At 66.5% G+C, this 15,055-nt stretch carries 12 protein-coding genes; 5 read left to right on the forward strand and 7 right to left on the reverse strand.

Annotated features, from left to right (window positions below):
* Position 1 precedes the first annotated feature (1 nt).
* Positions 2 to 2,224, reverse strand: coding sequence for an NADP-dependent isocitrate dehydrogenase (locus B5X90_RS12055; RefSeq protein ID WP_079553302.1), 2,223 nt, complete (start codon positions 2,222 to 2,224; stop codon positions 2 to 4).
* A 246-nt stretch (positions 2,225 to 2,470) separates the two neighbouring features.
* On the opposite strand from B5X90_RS12055, the gene B5X90_RS12060 reads away from it, so the two are divergent.
* A complete protein-coding gene (locus B5X90_RS12060) occupies positions 2,471 to 3,469 on the forward strand; it encodes a trypsin-like serine peptidase (RefSeq protein WP_079553304.1) in 999 nt (332 codons plus the stop codon).
* A gap of 513 nt (positions 3,470 to 3,982) precedes the next feature.
* On the opposite strand, the gene purH is transcribed toward B5X90_RS12060, so the two are convergent.
* Positions 3,983 to 5,668: a bifunctional phosphoribosylaminoimidazolecarboxamide formyltransferase/IMP cyclohydrolase gene (purH, locus tag B5X90_RS12065; RefSeq protein WP_079553307.1), complete on the reverse strand. Its 1,686-nt coding sequence runs from the start codon at positions 5,666 to 5,668 to the stop codon at positions 3,983 to 3,985.
* A 148-nt stretch (positions 5,669 to 5,816) separates the two neighbouring features.
* On the opposite strand from purH, the gene B5X90_RS12070 reads away from it, so the two are divergent.
* Positions 5,817 to 7,169: an MFS transporter gene (locus tag B5X90_RS12070; RefSeq protein WP_079553309.1), complete on the forward strand. Its 1,353-nt coding sequence runs from the start codon at positions 5,817 to 5,819 to the stop codon at positions 7,167 to 7,169.
* Positions 7,170 to 7,242: 73 nt separating this feature from the next.
* Here the strand turns inward: B5X90_RS12070 and B5X90_RS21795 are convergent, their stop codons facing one another.
* A complete protein-coding gene (locus B5X90_RS21795; RefSeq protein ID WP_079553382.1) occupies positions 7,243 to 8,187 on the reverse strand; it encodes a collagen-like protein in 945 nt (314 codons plus the stop codon).
* Positions 8,188 to 8,417: 230 nt separating this feature from the next.
* Positions 8,418 to 9,005 carry a phosphoribosylglycinamide formyltransferase gene (gene purN, locus B5X90_RS12080; protein WP_079553311.1) on the reverse strand — a complete coding sequence of 196 codons (588 nt, stop codon included), beginning with the start codon at positions 9,003 to 9,005 and terminating at the stop codon, positions 8,418 to 8,420.
* Between the two features lie 39 nt (positions 9,006 to 9,044).
* Between purN and B5X90_RS12085 the strand changes: the two genes are divergently transcribed.
* A complete protein-coding gene (locus tag B5X90_RS12085; RefSeq protein WP_079553313.1) occupies positions 9,045 to 9,488 on the forward strand; it encodes a hypothetical protein in 444 nt (147 codons plus the stop codon).
* Positions 9,489 to 9,509: 21 nt separating this feature from the next.
* Here the strand turns inward: B5X90_RS12085 and B5X90_RS12090 are convergent, their stop codons facing one another.
* Positions 9,510 to 10,829 carry a cell division protein PerM gene (locus B5X90_RS12090; protein WP_079553315.1) on the reverse strand — a complete coding sequence of 440 codons (1,320 nt, stop codon included), beginning with the start codon at positions 10,827 to 10,829 and terminating at the stop codon, positions 9,510 to 9,512.
* Positions 10,830 to 11,049: 220 nt separating this feature from the next.
* Between B5X90_RS12090 and B5X90_RS12095 the strand changes: the two genes are divergently transcribed.
* Positions 11,050 to 11,469 (forward strand): DUF4383 domain-containing protein, encoded by a 420-nt coding sequence (locus B5X90_RS12095; RefSeq protein ID WP_256860192.1) that lies wholly within the window; start codon positions 11,050 to 11,052, stop codon positions 11,467 to 11,469.
* 234 nt (positions 11,470 to 11,703) lie between these two features.
* Here B5X90_RS12095 and B5X90_RS12100 read toward each other — a convergent pair whose 3' ends face one another.
* Complete coding sequence (locus tag B5X90_RS12100) at positions 11,704 to 12,213, reverse strand: hypothetical protein (RefSeq protein WP_079553319.1); 510 nt, start codon at positions 12,211 to 12,213, stop codon at positions 11,704 to 11,706.
* Between the two features lie 87 nt (positions 12,214 to 12,300).
* Positions 12,301 to 13,605, reverse strand: coding sequence for an MFS transporter (locus B5X90_RS12105; protein ID WP_079553321.1), 1,305 nt, complete (start codon positions 13,603 to 13,605; stop codon positions 12,301 to 12,303).
* A gap of 590 nt (positions 13,606 to 14,195) precedes the next feature.
* Between B5X90_RS12105 and B5X90_RS12110 the strand changes: the two genes are divergently transcribed.
* Positions 14,196 to 14,804, forward strand: coding sequence for a helix-turn-helix domain-containing protein (locus B5X90_RS12110; RefSeq protein ID WP_028277301.1), 609 nt, complete (start codon positions 14,196 to 14,198; stop codon positions 14,802 to 14,804).
* Positions 14,805 to 15,055: the final 251 nt, after the last annotated feature.

Raw genomic sequence — 15,055 nt, forward strand, 5'->3', positions numbered from 1 at the left:
ACTACTTGGTCAGCGTCGAAAGCACTTCGCTGAACTTCGCCGACGGGCGCATGACCGCTGCGGCCTTGGCCGCATCCGGCCGGTAGTACCCGCCAAGGTCCACCGGGGAACCCTGCACGGCCAGGAGTTCGCCGGTGATGGTGTCCTCGTTGGAGTTCAGCGCGTCAGAAACGGCGGCGAAGGCCGCGGCCAGCTCGGCGTCGTCGTTCTGGCTGGCCAGTTCCTGGGCCCAGAACTTGGCCAGGTAGAAGTGGCTGCCGCGGTTGTCCAGCTCGCCGGCCTTGCGCTTCGGGGACTTGTCCTCGAGCAGGAACGTTCCGGTGGCACGGTCCAGGGTGTCGGCCAGGACCTGGGCGCGGGCGTTGCCGGTGCTGGTGGCGAGGTGCTCGAAGCTGACGGCCAGTGCAAGGAATTCACCCAGGCTGTCCCAGCGCAGGTGGTTTTCCTTGAGCAACTGCTGGACGTGCTTCGGGGCGGACCCGCCGGCGCCGGTCTCGAACAGGCCGCCACCGTTGATCAGCGGCACCACCGACAGCATCTTGGCGCTGGTGCCCAGTTCCAGGATCGGGAAGAGGTCGGTGAGGTAGTCGCGGAGCACGTTCCCGGTCACCGAGATGGTGTCCTCGCCCTTGCGGAGGCGTTCCACCGTGAAGGCCGTCGCCTCGTCCGGGGACATGATGGCGATTTCCAGGCCCTCGGTGTCGTGGTCCTTGAGGTATTCCTCCACCTTGGCGATCATCCGGGCGTCGTGCGCGCGGCCCTTGTCCAGCCAGAAGACGGCGGGCGTGGCGGAGGCGCGGGCACGGGTGACGGCCAGCTTCACCCAGTCGCGGATCGGCACGTCCTTCGTCTGGCAGGCGCGCCAGATGTCGCCCGGGGCAACCTTGTGCTCGATCAGCACGGTGCCGGCGTCGTCGACGATCTGGACGGTGCCGGCGGACTGGATCTCGAACGTCTTGTCGTGGCTGCCGTATTCCTCGGCGGCCTGGGCCATGAGGCCGACGTTCGGGACGGTGCCCATGGTGGTGGGATCGAAGGCCCCGTGGGCGCGGCAGTCGTCAATCACGACTTGGTAGATGCCGGCGTAGCTGCTGTCCGGGAGGACGGCGAGCGTATCGGCTTCCTGGCCATCGCGGCCCCACATGTGGCCCGAGCTGCGGATCATGGCCGGCATCGAGGCGTCGACAATGACGTCGGAGGGCACGTGCAGGTTGGTGATGCCCTTGTCGGAATCGACCATCGCGAGTTCGGGGCCGTCGTTGAGGCCCTTTTCGATGGCTGCCTGGACGTCGCCGCGAATCTCCTCCGGCAGGTCCTCGAGGCCGTTGAGGATGGAGGCAAGGCCGTTGTTGGGGCTGAGGCCGGCGGCGGCGATCTGCTCACCGTAGGTGGCGAAGAGGTCCGCGAAGTAGGCCTTGACGACGTGGCCGAAGATGATGGGGTCCGAGACCTTCATCATGGTGGCCTTGAGGTGGGCCGAGAACAGCACGCCCTCGTTCTTGGCCCGTGCAACCTGGGCTGCGAGGAACGCGTCCAGGGCCGCGGCACGCATCACGGTGCCGTCGATGACCTCGCCGGCCAGGACCGGGAAGGCACGCTTGAGGACCTTGACGGTGCCGTCTTCCTTGACGAGCTGGATCTTGATGTTGGTGTCGGCCTCGATCACCACGGACAGCTCGTTCGAGCGGAAGTCGTCGGCGTCCATGTGGGCCACATTGGTCTTGGACTCCGGCGTCCAGGCGCCCATGCTGTGCGGGTTCTGGCGGGCGTAGTTCTTGACCGAGAGCGGGGCGCGGCGGTCCGAGTTGCCTTCGCGCAGGACCGGGTTCACGGCGGAGCCCTTGATCTTGTCGTAGCGGGACCGGATGTCCGTTTCCTCGTCCGAGGAGGGGTTGTCCGGGTAGTCCGGCAGCGCGTAGCCGTGGCCCTGGAGTTCGGCGATGGCGGCCTTCAGCTGGGGCACGGAGGCGCTGATGTTGGGCAGCTTGATGATGTTGGCTTCGGGCGTCTTGGCGAGGGCACCAAGCTCGGCGAGGGCGTCGCTGACGCGCTGCTCTTCGGTGAGGTAGTCGCCGAACACGGCGATGATGCGGCCGGCCAGCGAGATGTCGCGGGTCTCCACTTCCACACCGGCCGTCGAGGCGAACGCCTCAATGATCGGCAAGAACGAATAGGTGGCCAGCATCGGCGCTTCGTCGGTGTGGGTATAGATAATCTTTGCCATTGCGCGGGCGTCTCCCTGAAGGTCTGGGTATTTCCGGAATCTTGTGTTATCTCAACACCCCCTAACTTACCCGAGGTGCCCCCGTTGGCGCCTACCGGCGTCGTGCGCGGACGGCTGAGTGACATCCCGACGCGGCATAACAAAAATTGACAAGCGACTTTACAGGTTAGTCAAATTGCCGTAGTTTCGTTCCATCCAGCGGCCGCCAACAGCGGCCGCCCCGCTTTTCCACCGGTTAGGACACCCATGAGAACACCCAAGACTCTGGCCACCAGCCTGCTGACTCTTTCGGCCGCCGCGCTGCTGGCCTTGAGTGCCGCGGGGGCGGCCACGGCCTCCCCCGCACCGGCCAAGGCACCGGTTTCCGCCTCCGATGTCGCCAGCCACGCCGTCACCGAGACGGGCGCGGCCGACTACTGGACCGCGGAACGCATGCGCAGCGCCGTCCCCGGCGACGTCCTAGCCGACAGGGCCATGAAGCGCAATGGCAAGGCCTCCGCGGCCAGGGGCCCGGCGGAAACGGGCGCGCCGAGCAAGGTCGAGGCCGCGGCTCCCAAGCTGCAGTCCCAGACGCTCCAGACCAAGACCAATGCGAGCGAGAACCCCGTCCCGCACATCGGCAAGGTCTTCTTCACCCTCGGCGGGACGAACTACGTCTGCTCCGGCAACTCGGTCTCCTCCGGCAACAAGAGCACGGTCTCCACGGCCGGGCACTGCGTGAATGAGGGCCCGGGCGCCTTCGCCACCAAGTTCACGTTCGTCCCGGCGTACCTGAACGGCGCGGCCCCCTACGGCAAGTGGACGGCCAAGGCCCTCTACGCCCCCACCCAGTGGAGCTCCTCGGGTGACATGACCTACGACACCGGCTTCGCCGTCATGTCCACGCTCAACGGCCAGTACCTGAGCGACGTCGTCGGCGGCTCCGGGCTGCAGTTCAACGCCGCCCGCGGCCTGAGCTACAAGTCATTCGGCTACCCCGCCGCCGCGCCCTTCAACGGTGAGTCCCTCAAGAGCTGCTCCGGCACCGCCACGAACGATCCCTACAACCCGCAGTTCAACACCCAGGGGATCCCCTGCAACATGACCGGCGGTTCCTCAGGCGGTCCGTGGTTCATCGGCACCAGCGCCTCCGGCTACCAGAACTCGATCAACAGCTACGGCTACGGCAGCAACTCCACCAAGATGTACGGCCCGTACTGGGGCAGCGTGATCCAGCAGGCCTACACCACGGCGGCCGCTTCCTAACCTGAGGGCACGGGCTCCGTTCGCGGGGCCCGTGCTCCGTTCGCGGGGCCCGTGCTCCGTTCGCGGGGCCCGTGCTCCGTTCGCGGGGCCCGTGCTCCGTTCGCGGGGCCCGTGCAGCTTGGCTTGTTTCCCCTGCCTACCCTGTTTACCCCAGCGCGGGGTCATTGCGTCCCATCTTCAGCAGTGGGGAGGACGCAGTGGCCCCGCGCTGGCTTTGTGTGCGACAGCGGATCGCCCCCGGCCCGCTGGACATGCCCTCCCCACACTCCGAAGCCTGGACATATACCCCATATGCCCACTCCTTGCCGCGAAGAATGAGCATGTCCCGCGGAAAGAGTGGGCATGTCCCGCGGTCCGGCCACCAGCCCACTCGATGGCACAAAAAATGGACATGTCCCCCGGATAGCGAGGGCATGTCCATTTTTTGTGCGGGGGTCTCTTGTGCGGGGGTCTCCAGTGCGGGCCCCTCGCGCGGGTCCCTTGTGCGCGAACCGCAGCCCGAGAGGTGGAGCCCTAGTGGAAGAAGTGGCGGGCTCCCGTGAAGTACATGGTGATGCCGGCGGCGTTGGCTGCGGCGATGACTTCCTCGTCCCGGACGGAGCCGCCGGGCTGGACGACGGCGCGCACGCCGGCGTCGACCAGGATCTGCAGTCCGTCGGCGAACGGGAAGAACGCGTCCGAGGCCGCCACCGCGCCGCGGGCACGCTCGGGGGCTTCGGATGCGTCGGTACCGGCCGCACCGCCGGCAGCGTCAACGTCGGACTCCACGGTGACGCCGAGGGTGTTGGCGCGCTCGACCGCGAGCTTGCAGGAATCGAGCCGGTTGACCTGGCCCATCCCGATGCCGACGGCGGCACCGTTGTCCGCGAGCAGAATGGCGTTGGACTTCGCCGCGCGGCACGCGGTCCAGGCGAACGCGAGGTCGGCCAGGGTGGCGGCGTCGGCGGCGTCGCCCGCGGCCAGGGTCCAGTTCGCAGGGGTGTCGCCGTCGGCGTCGACCTTGTCCGTGGCCTGCACCAGCATGCCGCCGGAGACCTGGCGGAACTCGGTCGGGTAGCGGCCGTAGCCGTTCGGGAGGGCCAGGAGGCGGATGTTCTTCTTCTTGGACAGGATCTCCACTGCCTCGTCGTCGAAGCCCGGCGCGATGACGACCTCCGTGAAGATGCCGGCGACGGTCCGTGCCATCCCGGCGGTGACCGTGCGGTTCGCGGCGATGACGCCGCCGAACGCGGACACGGGATCGCAGGCGTGGGCCTTGGCGTGGGCGTCGGCGATCGGGTCGGCCGCGGACGCGGAACCGACGGCCACGCCGCACGGGTTGGCGTGTTTGATGATGGCGACGGCGGGCTCGGAGAAGTCGAAGGCGGCGCGCAGGGCGGCGTCGGCGTCGACGAAGTTGTTGTAGCTCATGGCCTTGCCGTGCAGCTGGTCGGCCTGGGCGATGCCGGCCGGCGCGGCCTTGTCCACGTACAGTGCGGCCTGCTGGTGCGGGTTTTCGCCGTAGCGGAGCACCTCGGAGCGTTCCAGGGCCAGGCCTGCGTAGGCGGGCCAGTCGATCACGCCGTCGCCGTCCTCGTCGCGGAACTGGCTGGCTGTCCAGGTGGCCACAGCGGTGTCGTAGGCCGCGGTGTGCGCGAACGCCTTGGCGGCGAGCCGGCGGCGCGTATTCAGGTCAAAACCGCCCGAGGCGGCTGCCTCCACCACGGCACCGTACGATGCCGGGTCCACCACTATGGCGACGGCGGCGTGGTTCTTCGCGGCGGAGCGCACCATCGCGGGGCCCCCGATGTCGATCTGTTCGACGACGTCGTCCGGCGCGGCACCGGACTTCACGGTCTCCACGAAGGGGTAGAGGTTGACGACGACGAGGTCGAAGGGCTCGATCTCCATGTCCGCCAGGGTCTGCATGTGGGCCGGGACGCGGCGGTCCGCGAGGATGCCGCCGTGCACGCGCGGGTGCAGGGTCTTGACGCGGCCGTCCAGCATTTCCGGGGAGCCGGTGACTTCCTCGACTTCCTGCACGGGGATGCCCGCGGCGGCGATCTTCTTGGCCGTGGAGCCGGTGGAGACGATCTTGACACCGGCGGCGTGCAGGCCTTGAGCGAGCTCCTCCAGACCGGTCTTGTCGTAGACCGAAATCAGTGCCCGGTGGATGGGAACTCGGTCGATGGATACACGGTCAAGCTGCGTGAAGCTCACAAAAGTCTCCGTCTTATATCGCGGCGGGGCCGCGGGTGGTGGGGATGCGGCCAGTTTATCGCGTCCCGGCGCCGGGCCCTCCCGCACGCCGGAGTGTGAAGCACGCGGGCCGCGGCCCGGCCACGTAGAGTTTTCACAGGAGGCCAAGATGAACACGTACACCACTGTGCCCAGCGGCGAACAGGTGGTCCAGGAACTGCCGTGGCGGTGGAAGGTCCAAGGCCGGATCTTCCTCATCGGCGGACTGGGCTTCATGTTCGATGCCTGGGATGTCACCCTGAACGGCATCCTCATTCCGTTGCTGTCAAAGCACTGGTCGCTGAGCCCGGGCGATGCCGCCTGGATCGGCGCGGCGAACCTCATTGGCATGGCCCTGGGCGCGTTTGTCTGGGGTACCATCGCGGACACCATCGGCCGCAAGAAGGCCTTCACCGCGACCCTGCTGATTTTCTCCATCTTCACCGTGCTCGGGGCCTTCTCCCCCGACTTCATGTGGTTCGTCGTGTTCCGGTTCCTGGCCGGGTTCGGTCTGGGCGGCTGCATCCCGGTGGACTACGCGCTGGTGGGCGAGTTCACCCCGCGCAAACAGCGCGGCCGGGTACTTACCGCGATGGACGGCTGGTGGCCGATCGGCGCGGCCCTCTGCGGTTTTGTCTCCGCCGGGCTGGTCGCGGCCTTCGCGGACTGGCGCCTGACCATGCTGGTCATGGTGCTCCCGGCGCTGCTGGTGTTCTGGATCCGCCGCAGCGTGCCCGAATCCCCGCTGTTCCTGATCCGCAAGGGCCGCCGCGACGAGGCCGCCAAGGTGATCGACGGCCTGGTCCAGGCCACCGGCGCCGAGGCCCGCGTCTACAGCCTGCCCGCGCCGCAGGATGCACCACGCCTCTCGGCAGGGAGCGCGTGGACGCAGTTGCGCGCCCTCTGGCAGTTCAACTGGAAGATCACGACGGCGGCATGGGCCCTCTTCTTCAGCATCCTGCTCGTGTACTACCTGTCGCTGACGTGGATGCCGAGGATCCTGATCGGCGCCGGTTTCGAGGAGTACAAGGCCTTCCTGACCACGGCGTCGATGGCCGCCGTCGGACTCCTGGGCGTGGTGGTGGCCGCCCTGCTGGTGGAGCGGGTGGGCCGCAAGTGGATCCTGGCGATCACCGGACCGCTGTCCGCGCTGACGCTGGTGATCGTGGCGATCGTGGTGGACATTCCCACCGCCGCCGTGTTCTGGCTCCTGGTGTTCGGCTTCGTGGTGCAGGTGGCCATCCCGGTGCTCTATGCCTACGTCTCCGAGCTCTACCCCACGGAGCTGCGCGGCTCCGGCTTCGGCTGGGCCTCGACGTTCTCCCGGCTCGGCGCCGGGTTCGGCCCGCTGATTTTCGCGGCCTTCCTGTGGCCGGAGCTGGGGCTCGCGACGTCGTTCGCCCTGGCCGGCGGCCTCGTGCTGCTCTCCGTGCTGTGGATGGCGTTCTTCGCCCCGGAGACCAAGCAGCGCCGGCTCGAGTAACGCGCCAAATTACGACGGCGCCCCTCACCTGGGACAGGTGAGGGGCGCCGTCGTCTGTGGTCCGATCCCCCGGCTACTGGATGCAGGTCACCGACACCGAGAGCAGGTTTGCCTTGAGCTGGGTGACGGACCAGCCGGTGGGCTGACCCGATCCGCCCACGACCGGCTGGCTGGCCACGACCTGGTTGCCGTTGCCGCTGTTGATCGTGAAGCCACCGCCGGTGGCGACGTCGCCGGCCGGGCAACTGGCGACGACCGTAAGCGTTGAGCCGCTGGCCGATGCGACGCTCACACTGGTGGACGCTGCGGCACCGGTGGCGCCGGTGGCACCCCTCTCGCCCTTGGCCCCTGCAGGGCCGACCGGTCCGATGGCACCCATGGGTCCGGCCGCACCGATTGCACCGGTGGCACCCGTCTCGCCCTGAAGTCCGGCGGCCCCGGCAGTGCCCGTGGCGCCGGTGTCTCCCTTGTCACCGGTATCGCCCTTCTCGCCTTGGACGCCTTGGACGCCTTGGGCACCCGTCTCGCCTGTGGCACCTACGGCACCCGTCTCACCTGTGGCACCGGTATCGCCCTTGTCGCCGGTGTCGCCCTTCTCGCCCTGGGCACCCGTTTCACCGGTGGCGCCCGTGGCACCCGTCTCGCCCATGGCACCGGTCTCCCCCGTGGCGCCCGTTTCACCGGTTGCCCCCGTGGCACCCGTTTCGCCCGTGGCGCCGGTGTCGCCCTTCACCCCGGGCAGTCCCTGGATCCCCTGGGCACCGGCGATGCCCTGGATACCCTGAATGCCTTGGGCGTTCCAGGAGATTGCGGTTTCCTTCTTGGAATCGCACGAGGCGCCCGCGGGGAGTACCCGCAGCTCACCGCCGTTGTTGTTGTTGAAGCACCCCTTGATTTCGCCCGTTCCCGACGTTGGAGTGGCGGCGATGGCAGCAGAAACAGCGCCCGTTCCGAGAACGAGCGCCGCAGTGAGACACAGGACTTTTGGACTTGTTTTGGCAAGGCTGAATCGAGACATGAAGAACCCCCGGAGATGCAACGAATGAATGAGACTGCGTCAGACTATTGCCCATTTCACTACTTGCACCGGCTCGGAAATACCTGTCTTTGGCCCTGCAGTACCTGACTTTCGGAACGTGTACTCAGTTTTGCGGGTCCGACCACTTGGTTTGGCCGCGAACGCCGCCAGGCGGCCGGGGAAGTCAGGAAGGGAGACACCAGGCAGAAGGGGGAAACCAGGCAGCGCTATCAGGCAGCGAAGTCAGGCGGGGTGTGGGCCGCGGCGAGGGAAGCGAGCGTGGAGACCAGAAGCCGGCGTTCCACCACTTTGATTCGCTCGTGCAGGGATTCCTCGCTCTCGCCGTCCCCGACCGCCACGGCTTCCTGCGCGATGATGGGGCCCGTGTCCACCCCGGCGTCGGCCCAGTGCACCGTGCAGCCGGTGACCTTCACGCCGTAGGCCAGCGCGTCGCGGACACCGTGGGCGCCGGGGAAGGACGGAAGCAGCGCCGGGTGCGTGTTGAGGTACTTGCCGCCAAACGCGTCGATGAAGTCGGCACTGACAATCCGCATGAAGCCCGAGGACACCACCACGTCCGGGGCGAAGCCGGCGACGGCCTCGGTCAGGGCAGCGTTCCAGGCCGCCCTGTCCGGGTAGGCCTTGAAGTCCACCACAAAAGTGGGAATACCGGCGGCGGCGGAGCGTTCCACCCCGAACGTCCCCGGCCGGTCGGCGCCGACGGCGGCGATCTCGACGTCGAGCGCGCCGGACTTCACGGCGTCGATTACTGCCTGGAGGTTGGAGCCGGTGCCGGAAACGAGGACAACTATGCGCATGGTCCTAGCTTATGGGGCCGCTCGCGTAGGCTGGAAAACATGAATCCCCCCACGGAATCCGGCAGCGGCCAGTCGGACCGGCAACCGGTCGGCCAGGCAGCACAAGATTCCGCACGGCTGACGCACACCCTGTTCCGGCTGTTCGTCATCGCGGTCCTGGGCTCGTTCTTCGTCTTCCAGCTCGATGTGGGCTACGTATGGCTGACCGCGCTGCTCACGGTGGCGGGGATTGGGCTGGGCATCGTGGTGCTGGTCCGCGCGGTGAAGTACAAGGAGTCGCGGCTGGTTCTGTACGGCGCTATCTCCGGGCTCGTGGTTTCGGCGGTGATGCTGCTGGTGGTCCTGGCCTCGACGCTGTTCTTCAACCAGATCCGCGATTACCAGCAGTGCGTCCGCTATGCCCTGACGCAGCAGGCAACCTCGGAATGCCGGACGCAACTGGAGAAGTCCCTGCCGACGCAACTGCCCACGCAGCTGCGCTAACAGCTGCACCCACGCTCCGCGCTAGCGGCTGCTGACCGTTTCCAGGTCTGCCTCGCGCAGCTTCTGCTGGCGTTCCAGCCACGGTCCGGCCGCGTAGCCGATCACGACGCCGATCCCGACCTCCGCGGCCACGAACAGCGCCGTGCGCAGCGGGTCGGGCCCGATCTCCGTCAGCCGACCGATGCCGGCCGAACCGCGGGCCAGCCAGGCGAGCCCCGCCGCGAGCAGCCCGGCGACGGAGCCGATCACCGCGCCCAGCACCAGGGTGGAGGCGGCGGCGGTAAACCAGCGGGCCCGGATCTTGATGGACAGCCATTCGTCGAAGTGGTTTTCGCCCTCGCGCAGGAACCACCAGCCGGCCAGCGCCCCGGCCAGCGCCGGCACCACCAGGGCCACGAAGCCGAAGTCGAGGGAACCGGCCGGCAGCGCGGCGAACACCGGTACGGACGGCAGCGGCCCGACGGCGGTCCCGAGCGGTCCGGCCAGCGAACCGACGCCCAGGGCGAACCCCGCACCGGAGATCCAGGCCAGCGCAAAGACGACGAGGTTGGGCAGGAAGCCAAGCTGCACGATGGTGAGGACACCGCCGCCCATGGCACCGGCGTCGAGCCCTTCATAGACGGCGACCACAAGGTTCCAGTGGATGAAGAGGTCGACGGCCAGCAGCGCGGCGGACATCGCCAGGCCCGCCATCAGCGCCACCGATCCGGCTTTGATGGCCGAGCCCAGGTAGGACCCGGCCCAACGCGAGTGCTGGCTGGTACGGGACAGCCAGGCCACGGCGTCGACGCCGATCAGCCGGCTCCATGACCCGGCCTCGCGGCGCGCGCCGACCACCATGCCGAGCCCGAACGGGATGAGGGGAATGAACGCGGCGGCCCAGAGGCTGATGCCGACGTCGGCCGTGCGGCAGACGAAGCCCGTCGCAATCCCGAATCCGGCGTACGCCAGCCAGGAGCCGAGCAGCGCCTGCCAGAGCTGGTCCGTATATGAGGCGCGGGCAAGGCGCCGTCCGGCGCGCCAGGCGAGCAGGAACGGGATGAGGGCCAGGCCCAGCGGGATGAGCGAGAGCGTCCCGGATTCCGGTTGCGCGGCGGAGCCGGCGCCGGCGGTGTCCAGCAGCAGGGGCACGCCGTGAATCAGCAGCCAGGCCTGGCCGGCCAGGCGCGCCAGGACGTCGAATCCGTCATGCTGGAATCCGGCCGTGGCCCAGACCATGACGATCGGGGCCACCACCACGAGGGCGGAAATGACGGCGGCCTGGGCGGACTCGAGGGAGCCCTGCAGCCACAGGGGCATGGGAAGGCCACGTTGTCCGGTCTGATCAGCGCGCAGTTTCATCGAGATCCATGGTGCCACGGGCCCGGCATCCGGCCGGTTTCCGACAGGCACATTGGCCGGATCCGCCGGATTTGCCGTCGGGGCCTCCCGGCGCTTTTTGCACACCCCGGTCGTAAAATTGTAAATGTCCGCAATCAGTGGTTGGAGGCAGATAATGACTACCGCATCTCCTCATGCACACGGCGTTCATTTTGGTCGGACAGATGTACAGAACGTCGGCATGGGTGCAGGTATCGTCCTGATCGTCGTGGGCATCTTGGGGTTCATCCCCGGCATCACTACGAATTACAGCGAACTGAGGTTCTTCGGGCCCGCTTCCAAGGCCCTGTTCCTGGGCCTGTTCCAGGTGTCGATGTTGCTGAACATCGTTCAGCTCGCGATCGGCGCCACCGGCCTGACCATGTCCCGGACTGCCCTGGGCGCCCGGAATTTCCTCATGGGCTCCGGTCTGCTGTACATCGTCCTTAGCATTTACGGTTTCATCGTCGGCGTGGATTCGGCGGCCAACTTCCTGTCGCTGAACACCATGGACAATTGGGCCTTCATGGTAATGGGCGTGGTGATGGCCGGCGCAGGCTGGCTGATGACGAGGCACCTGGAAGAAGACGTAGAGACCCGGTCATCAACCCCCGGGACATAGGGAGCCGCGAATGAGTAACGTTTCATAGTATTCAGAAAATTCGTACTACCTGCTGGTGCAGTGGTTTAGCGGAAACGCGGCGGCTGCACCAGCTTTCTGTGTGGCGTCTGGGCTCGTCCGACGGCGGAACGTCCCGGCACGCCGGAAGGCCGGGACCTTGTGAGTCCCGGCCTTCCGTGATGCTTTTACCGCTGCCGTTGCCGCCGGTGATGGTGCGGGTGCCGCGGCGGCTCGTTAGCTTGCGTGTTCCTGAACGCGGGGCGGAACAGTGTCCCACTCCGTTTCGGTGGCACGCATCCAGGGAAAAGGCAGCAGTTCCTTGATCCGGACCCTGCCCACCTCGCCCCCGGCATCGACCAGTACAGACGTCTCGGTTCCGTAAGAACGCAGCAGCTCCCGGCAGAGGCCGCACGGGTTGGTGACTTGGGGGTGTCCCTGCCCGTCCATGCTGACGGCCACCACGGAGTGGATCGCTGGCTCCTGTGCCATGCGGGCATTGGCGAGGGCGCTGGATTCGGCGCACACATTGATGCGCTTGGCGCCGATGTGCAGTCCGAGATAGATGGCCCCCGACGCACCGCGCATGGCGGCCGCGACCCGGTGGTTCTCGCTGTGGTGGGCGGTGAGCAACAGCGCGCGCGCTGCCTCGTAAAGCTCCACGTCGGAGGCGTCGAGATCAAAGGAGATCACGCTTGCCTGCAAACCGTTCGTGTCCGGGCGACTGGCGTCCATGAGGGGTCCCACTTTCCGTTCCTGCTTACCGCTGTTCTTGCGTGCCTGTGTTCTGGCCTGGCTGTTTCGTGGCCGGCTGTGTTCGCCCGGCTGTGTGTGCTAGCTGCCGATGAAGATGCCGTTCTTCTTCCGGGCGAGGAGGTAGAAGACGATGCTGAGCGCCGACAGGACGGCCACGTAAACGGGGAAGATCCAGGAGGCGTTCATGGACTGGAGCCAGACCAGGAGGTAGGAGGCCGTGCCACCGAAGAGCGCGACGCCCAGGCCGTAGCCGAGCGCGGTGCCGGCGCCGCGGCAGCCCTTCGGCATCAGGGAGCTGGTGACCACGTTGTACAGGGTCATGTTCAGGACCAGCACAACCGAGCCGCCGAGGAGGACGGCCGCGAAGCCGGCGATGCCGGGCTTGACGTACATCAGCATCAGGAAGACGGACGGAATGGCCAGCGCACGGGTGATCAGGAACCACTTGGACATCGACTTGCCGTCAGCGACCTTGCTGATGATGAGGCTGCCGACAACCAGCACGACGCCGAGGATGGTGGTGAGCGCGAAGACGGCGGTAGCGTCCTCCTTGAAGCCGGTGCGGGCCGCCGTCGGGAGGCCGGTGTTCCAGGCGTAGTTGTAGGCCTGCGCCGCGCCGACGACGAAGGTGATGGCCAGGACGCTGAGCCAGTGCTTGCGCACCCCGCCCCAGACGGTCTTGGCGGAGTTGTTCGCCAGTTCTTCGGGCTTCATGGTTTCCGGAAGCGTCCGGCGAAGGTAGACAACGACGAAGCCGAAGGCTGCGCCGACGATGAACGGCACACGCCATCCCCAGTCGGCCATGACGGCCCCACCGAGCATCAGGGACGACAGGTAGCTGACCAGCGAGGCGAGCAGGATGCCTGCGTTGACGTAGAAGGAGATGATGCCGGCGACAAAGCCCTCGCGTCCCTCGGGGACGAGTTCGACGGCGTGGGCGGTGGACAGCGGAGCTTCGACGCCGGTGGAGATGCCCTGAACGATGCGGCAGACCAGCAGAATGACGCCGGCCGCGGGGCCAATCTGGTCATAGGTCGGCGACACGGCAATGATCAGGGTGGTGATCGCCATCATCATGATGGACCAGAGCATTACCCGCCGTCGTCCGATCCTGTCGGCGAAGGTGCCGAGCAGGATGCCGCCCAGCGGACGGAACGCGAAGCCGACGGCAAAGACTGCCAGCGCGCTCAGCGTCGCGGCAACGGGGTCCTGCGACGGGAAGAACTTGGGTCCGATGAAGGCCGACAGCAGGCCGAAGACCATCCAGTCGTACCATTCCAGGGTGTTTCCAAGTCCAAGGCCGAGCAGTCCCCGGCGGACTTCCGGAGACAGCCGGGACTTGCGGCCGGTCTCCAGGTCAGTCTTGACGACAGTGTCAGTCATGATTCCTTTTTCCTTCCCCCGCACTTTCGGGGTGCGTGAGGGTACGGATTGCCGGCGGGCACCCCTGTTGGGGTCGCCGGCAATCGAAACTATCGTTTGGCTTGGTCCGCGGGGCGGGACCGGCTCACCACATGGGAGGCGAGTTAGCCCAGATAGCTACGCATGCCTCTTCGTAGCGCTTGAATGCAAACGGGCCATCCAGCACGGCACCAAGGAACTGGTCCCTGGTGGCCGGCCAACATCGTGTTCTGCGGATGGCTTGGCAGATGTCACGGCAGCTTTGCTTAAGGAAGGGAACGTGTTCGCGGGTCGGATGCACCTTTCGCCAGAAGGCTGTGCGCCCTAACCTGTTTGAAGCGTTCTTCCCCAAAGTGTTGCGGCTCACACAACTATATTGAAGATCTTCACAGAGTCAATGGTTTTCGGAGAAGTCCCATCCGCCCGCAGCGGGCCGGCCCAGGGCCGGATTGCAAAGCCCCACGTCAGGCGCAGATTCAGCCCGGAATCGTAAAAATATTCAGCAAAACCTTGATTCGCTAAAAGTTTTCACTATAGTTATGTGTGTTAGCTCACCGAGAGAGAGTCGGAGCATGACCAACGAAATCGTTACGGGACATTCCCCCGCCGGCACGAGCGTCCTTCTTGCCACCGTAGGCAACAAGGTCCGCAACATGCGCAAGGACAAAGGAATGACCCTTGCGAAGCTCTCGGAAGTCACTGGCCTCAGCCCGGCGATCGTCAGCCAGATCGAACGCGGCCTGGCCAATCCCTCTTTCACCACCTTGGCGCAGCTGGCACACGGCCTGGACATTCCGGTGGGGAAGTTCTTCCTCGGACAGGAGGAAACCAGGTCCCCCGTGGTCCGCAAGGCCGAGCGGCGGAACCTCAAGGGCGTCACCAAGAAGTCCGTGGGTGAAGCGGTTTACGAACTGCTCACCCCGGACCTCAACGGTGCGCTGGAGGCCCAATGGATCGTGAGTCCGCCAGGCCACGACACCAGCGCCACTCCTTTCCGGCACAGCGGCGAGGAATTCGGCATCGTGCTCTCCGGCCGGAAGGACATCTTCCTGGACGGCGAGAAGTACACCCTGGAAGAGGGCGATTCGATCACCTTCTCCTCGGATACGCCCCACTGGTACAAGAACAGCTACGAAGAGGTCTGCGTAGCAATCTGGGTTAACGCACCTCACGCGTGGTGATCCGCCGGCCCTAGCCGCCGTCACCTTTCGCCGGTCCGGACGCCTCTATACCGCGGTGTCCGCCGGAACCCCTCCATCAGCCCGCACCACGGCCCGCAACGGGCCGCGATGCGTCATACCCTCTGCCGGGTCGATTTCGCGGTCAGCGTTGCCGCGTTACTGCCGGGCACCGTCTTCTACGTCACCGGCACCCGTTCCCACGGCACCCGTTCCCACGGCACGCCTCTAACGGCACTTCGGCCGAAACAGTA

It is taken from the genome of Arthrobacter sp. 49Tsu3.1M3 (assembly GCF_900168135.1).
Lineage (GTDB): Bacteria > Actinomycetota > Actinomycetes > Actinomycetales > Micrococcaceae > Arthrobacter.

Coding starts and splice junctions, on each gene's coding strand:
- B5X90_RS12055 (WP_079553302.1), bottom strand. CDS start 2,224: ATGGCAAAGATTATCTATACCCACACCGACGAAGCGCCGATGCTGGCC.
- B5X90_RS12060 (WP_079553304.1), top strand. CDS start 2,471: ATGAGAACACCCAAGACTCTGGCCACCAGCCTGCTGACTCTTTCGGCC.
- B5X90_RS12070 (WP_079553309.1), top strand. CDS start 5,817: ATGAACACGTACACCACTGTGCCCAGCGGCGAACAGGTGGTCCAGGAA.
- B5X90_RS21795 (WP_079553382.1), bottom strand. CDS start 8,187: ATGTCTCGATTCAGCCTTGCCAAAACAAGTCCAAAAGTCCTGTGTCTC.
- purN (WP_079553311.1), bottom strand. CDS start 9,005: ATGCGCATAGTTGTCCTCGTTTCCGGCACCGGCTCCAACCTCCAGGCA.
- B5X90_RS12085 (WP_079553313.1), top strand. CDS start 9,045: ATGAATCCCCCCACGGAATCCGGCAGCGGCCAGTCGGACCGGCAACCG.
- B5X90_RS12090 (WP_079553315.1), bottom strand. CDS start 10,829: ATGAAACTGCGCGCTGATCAGACCGGACAACGTGGCCTTCCCATGCCC.
- B5X90_RS12095 (WP_256860192.1), top strand. CDS start 11,050: ATGGGTGCAGGTATCGTCCTGATCGTCGTGGGCATCTTGGGGTTCATC.
- B5X90_RS12105 (WP_079553321.1), bottom strand. CDS start 13,605: ATGACTGACACTGTCGTCAAGACTGACCTGGAGACCGGCCGCAAGTCC.
- B5X90_RS12110 (WP_028277301.1), top strand. CDS start 14,196: ATGACCAACGAAATCGTTACGGGACATTCCCCCGCCGGCACGAGCGTC.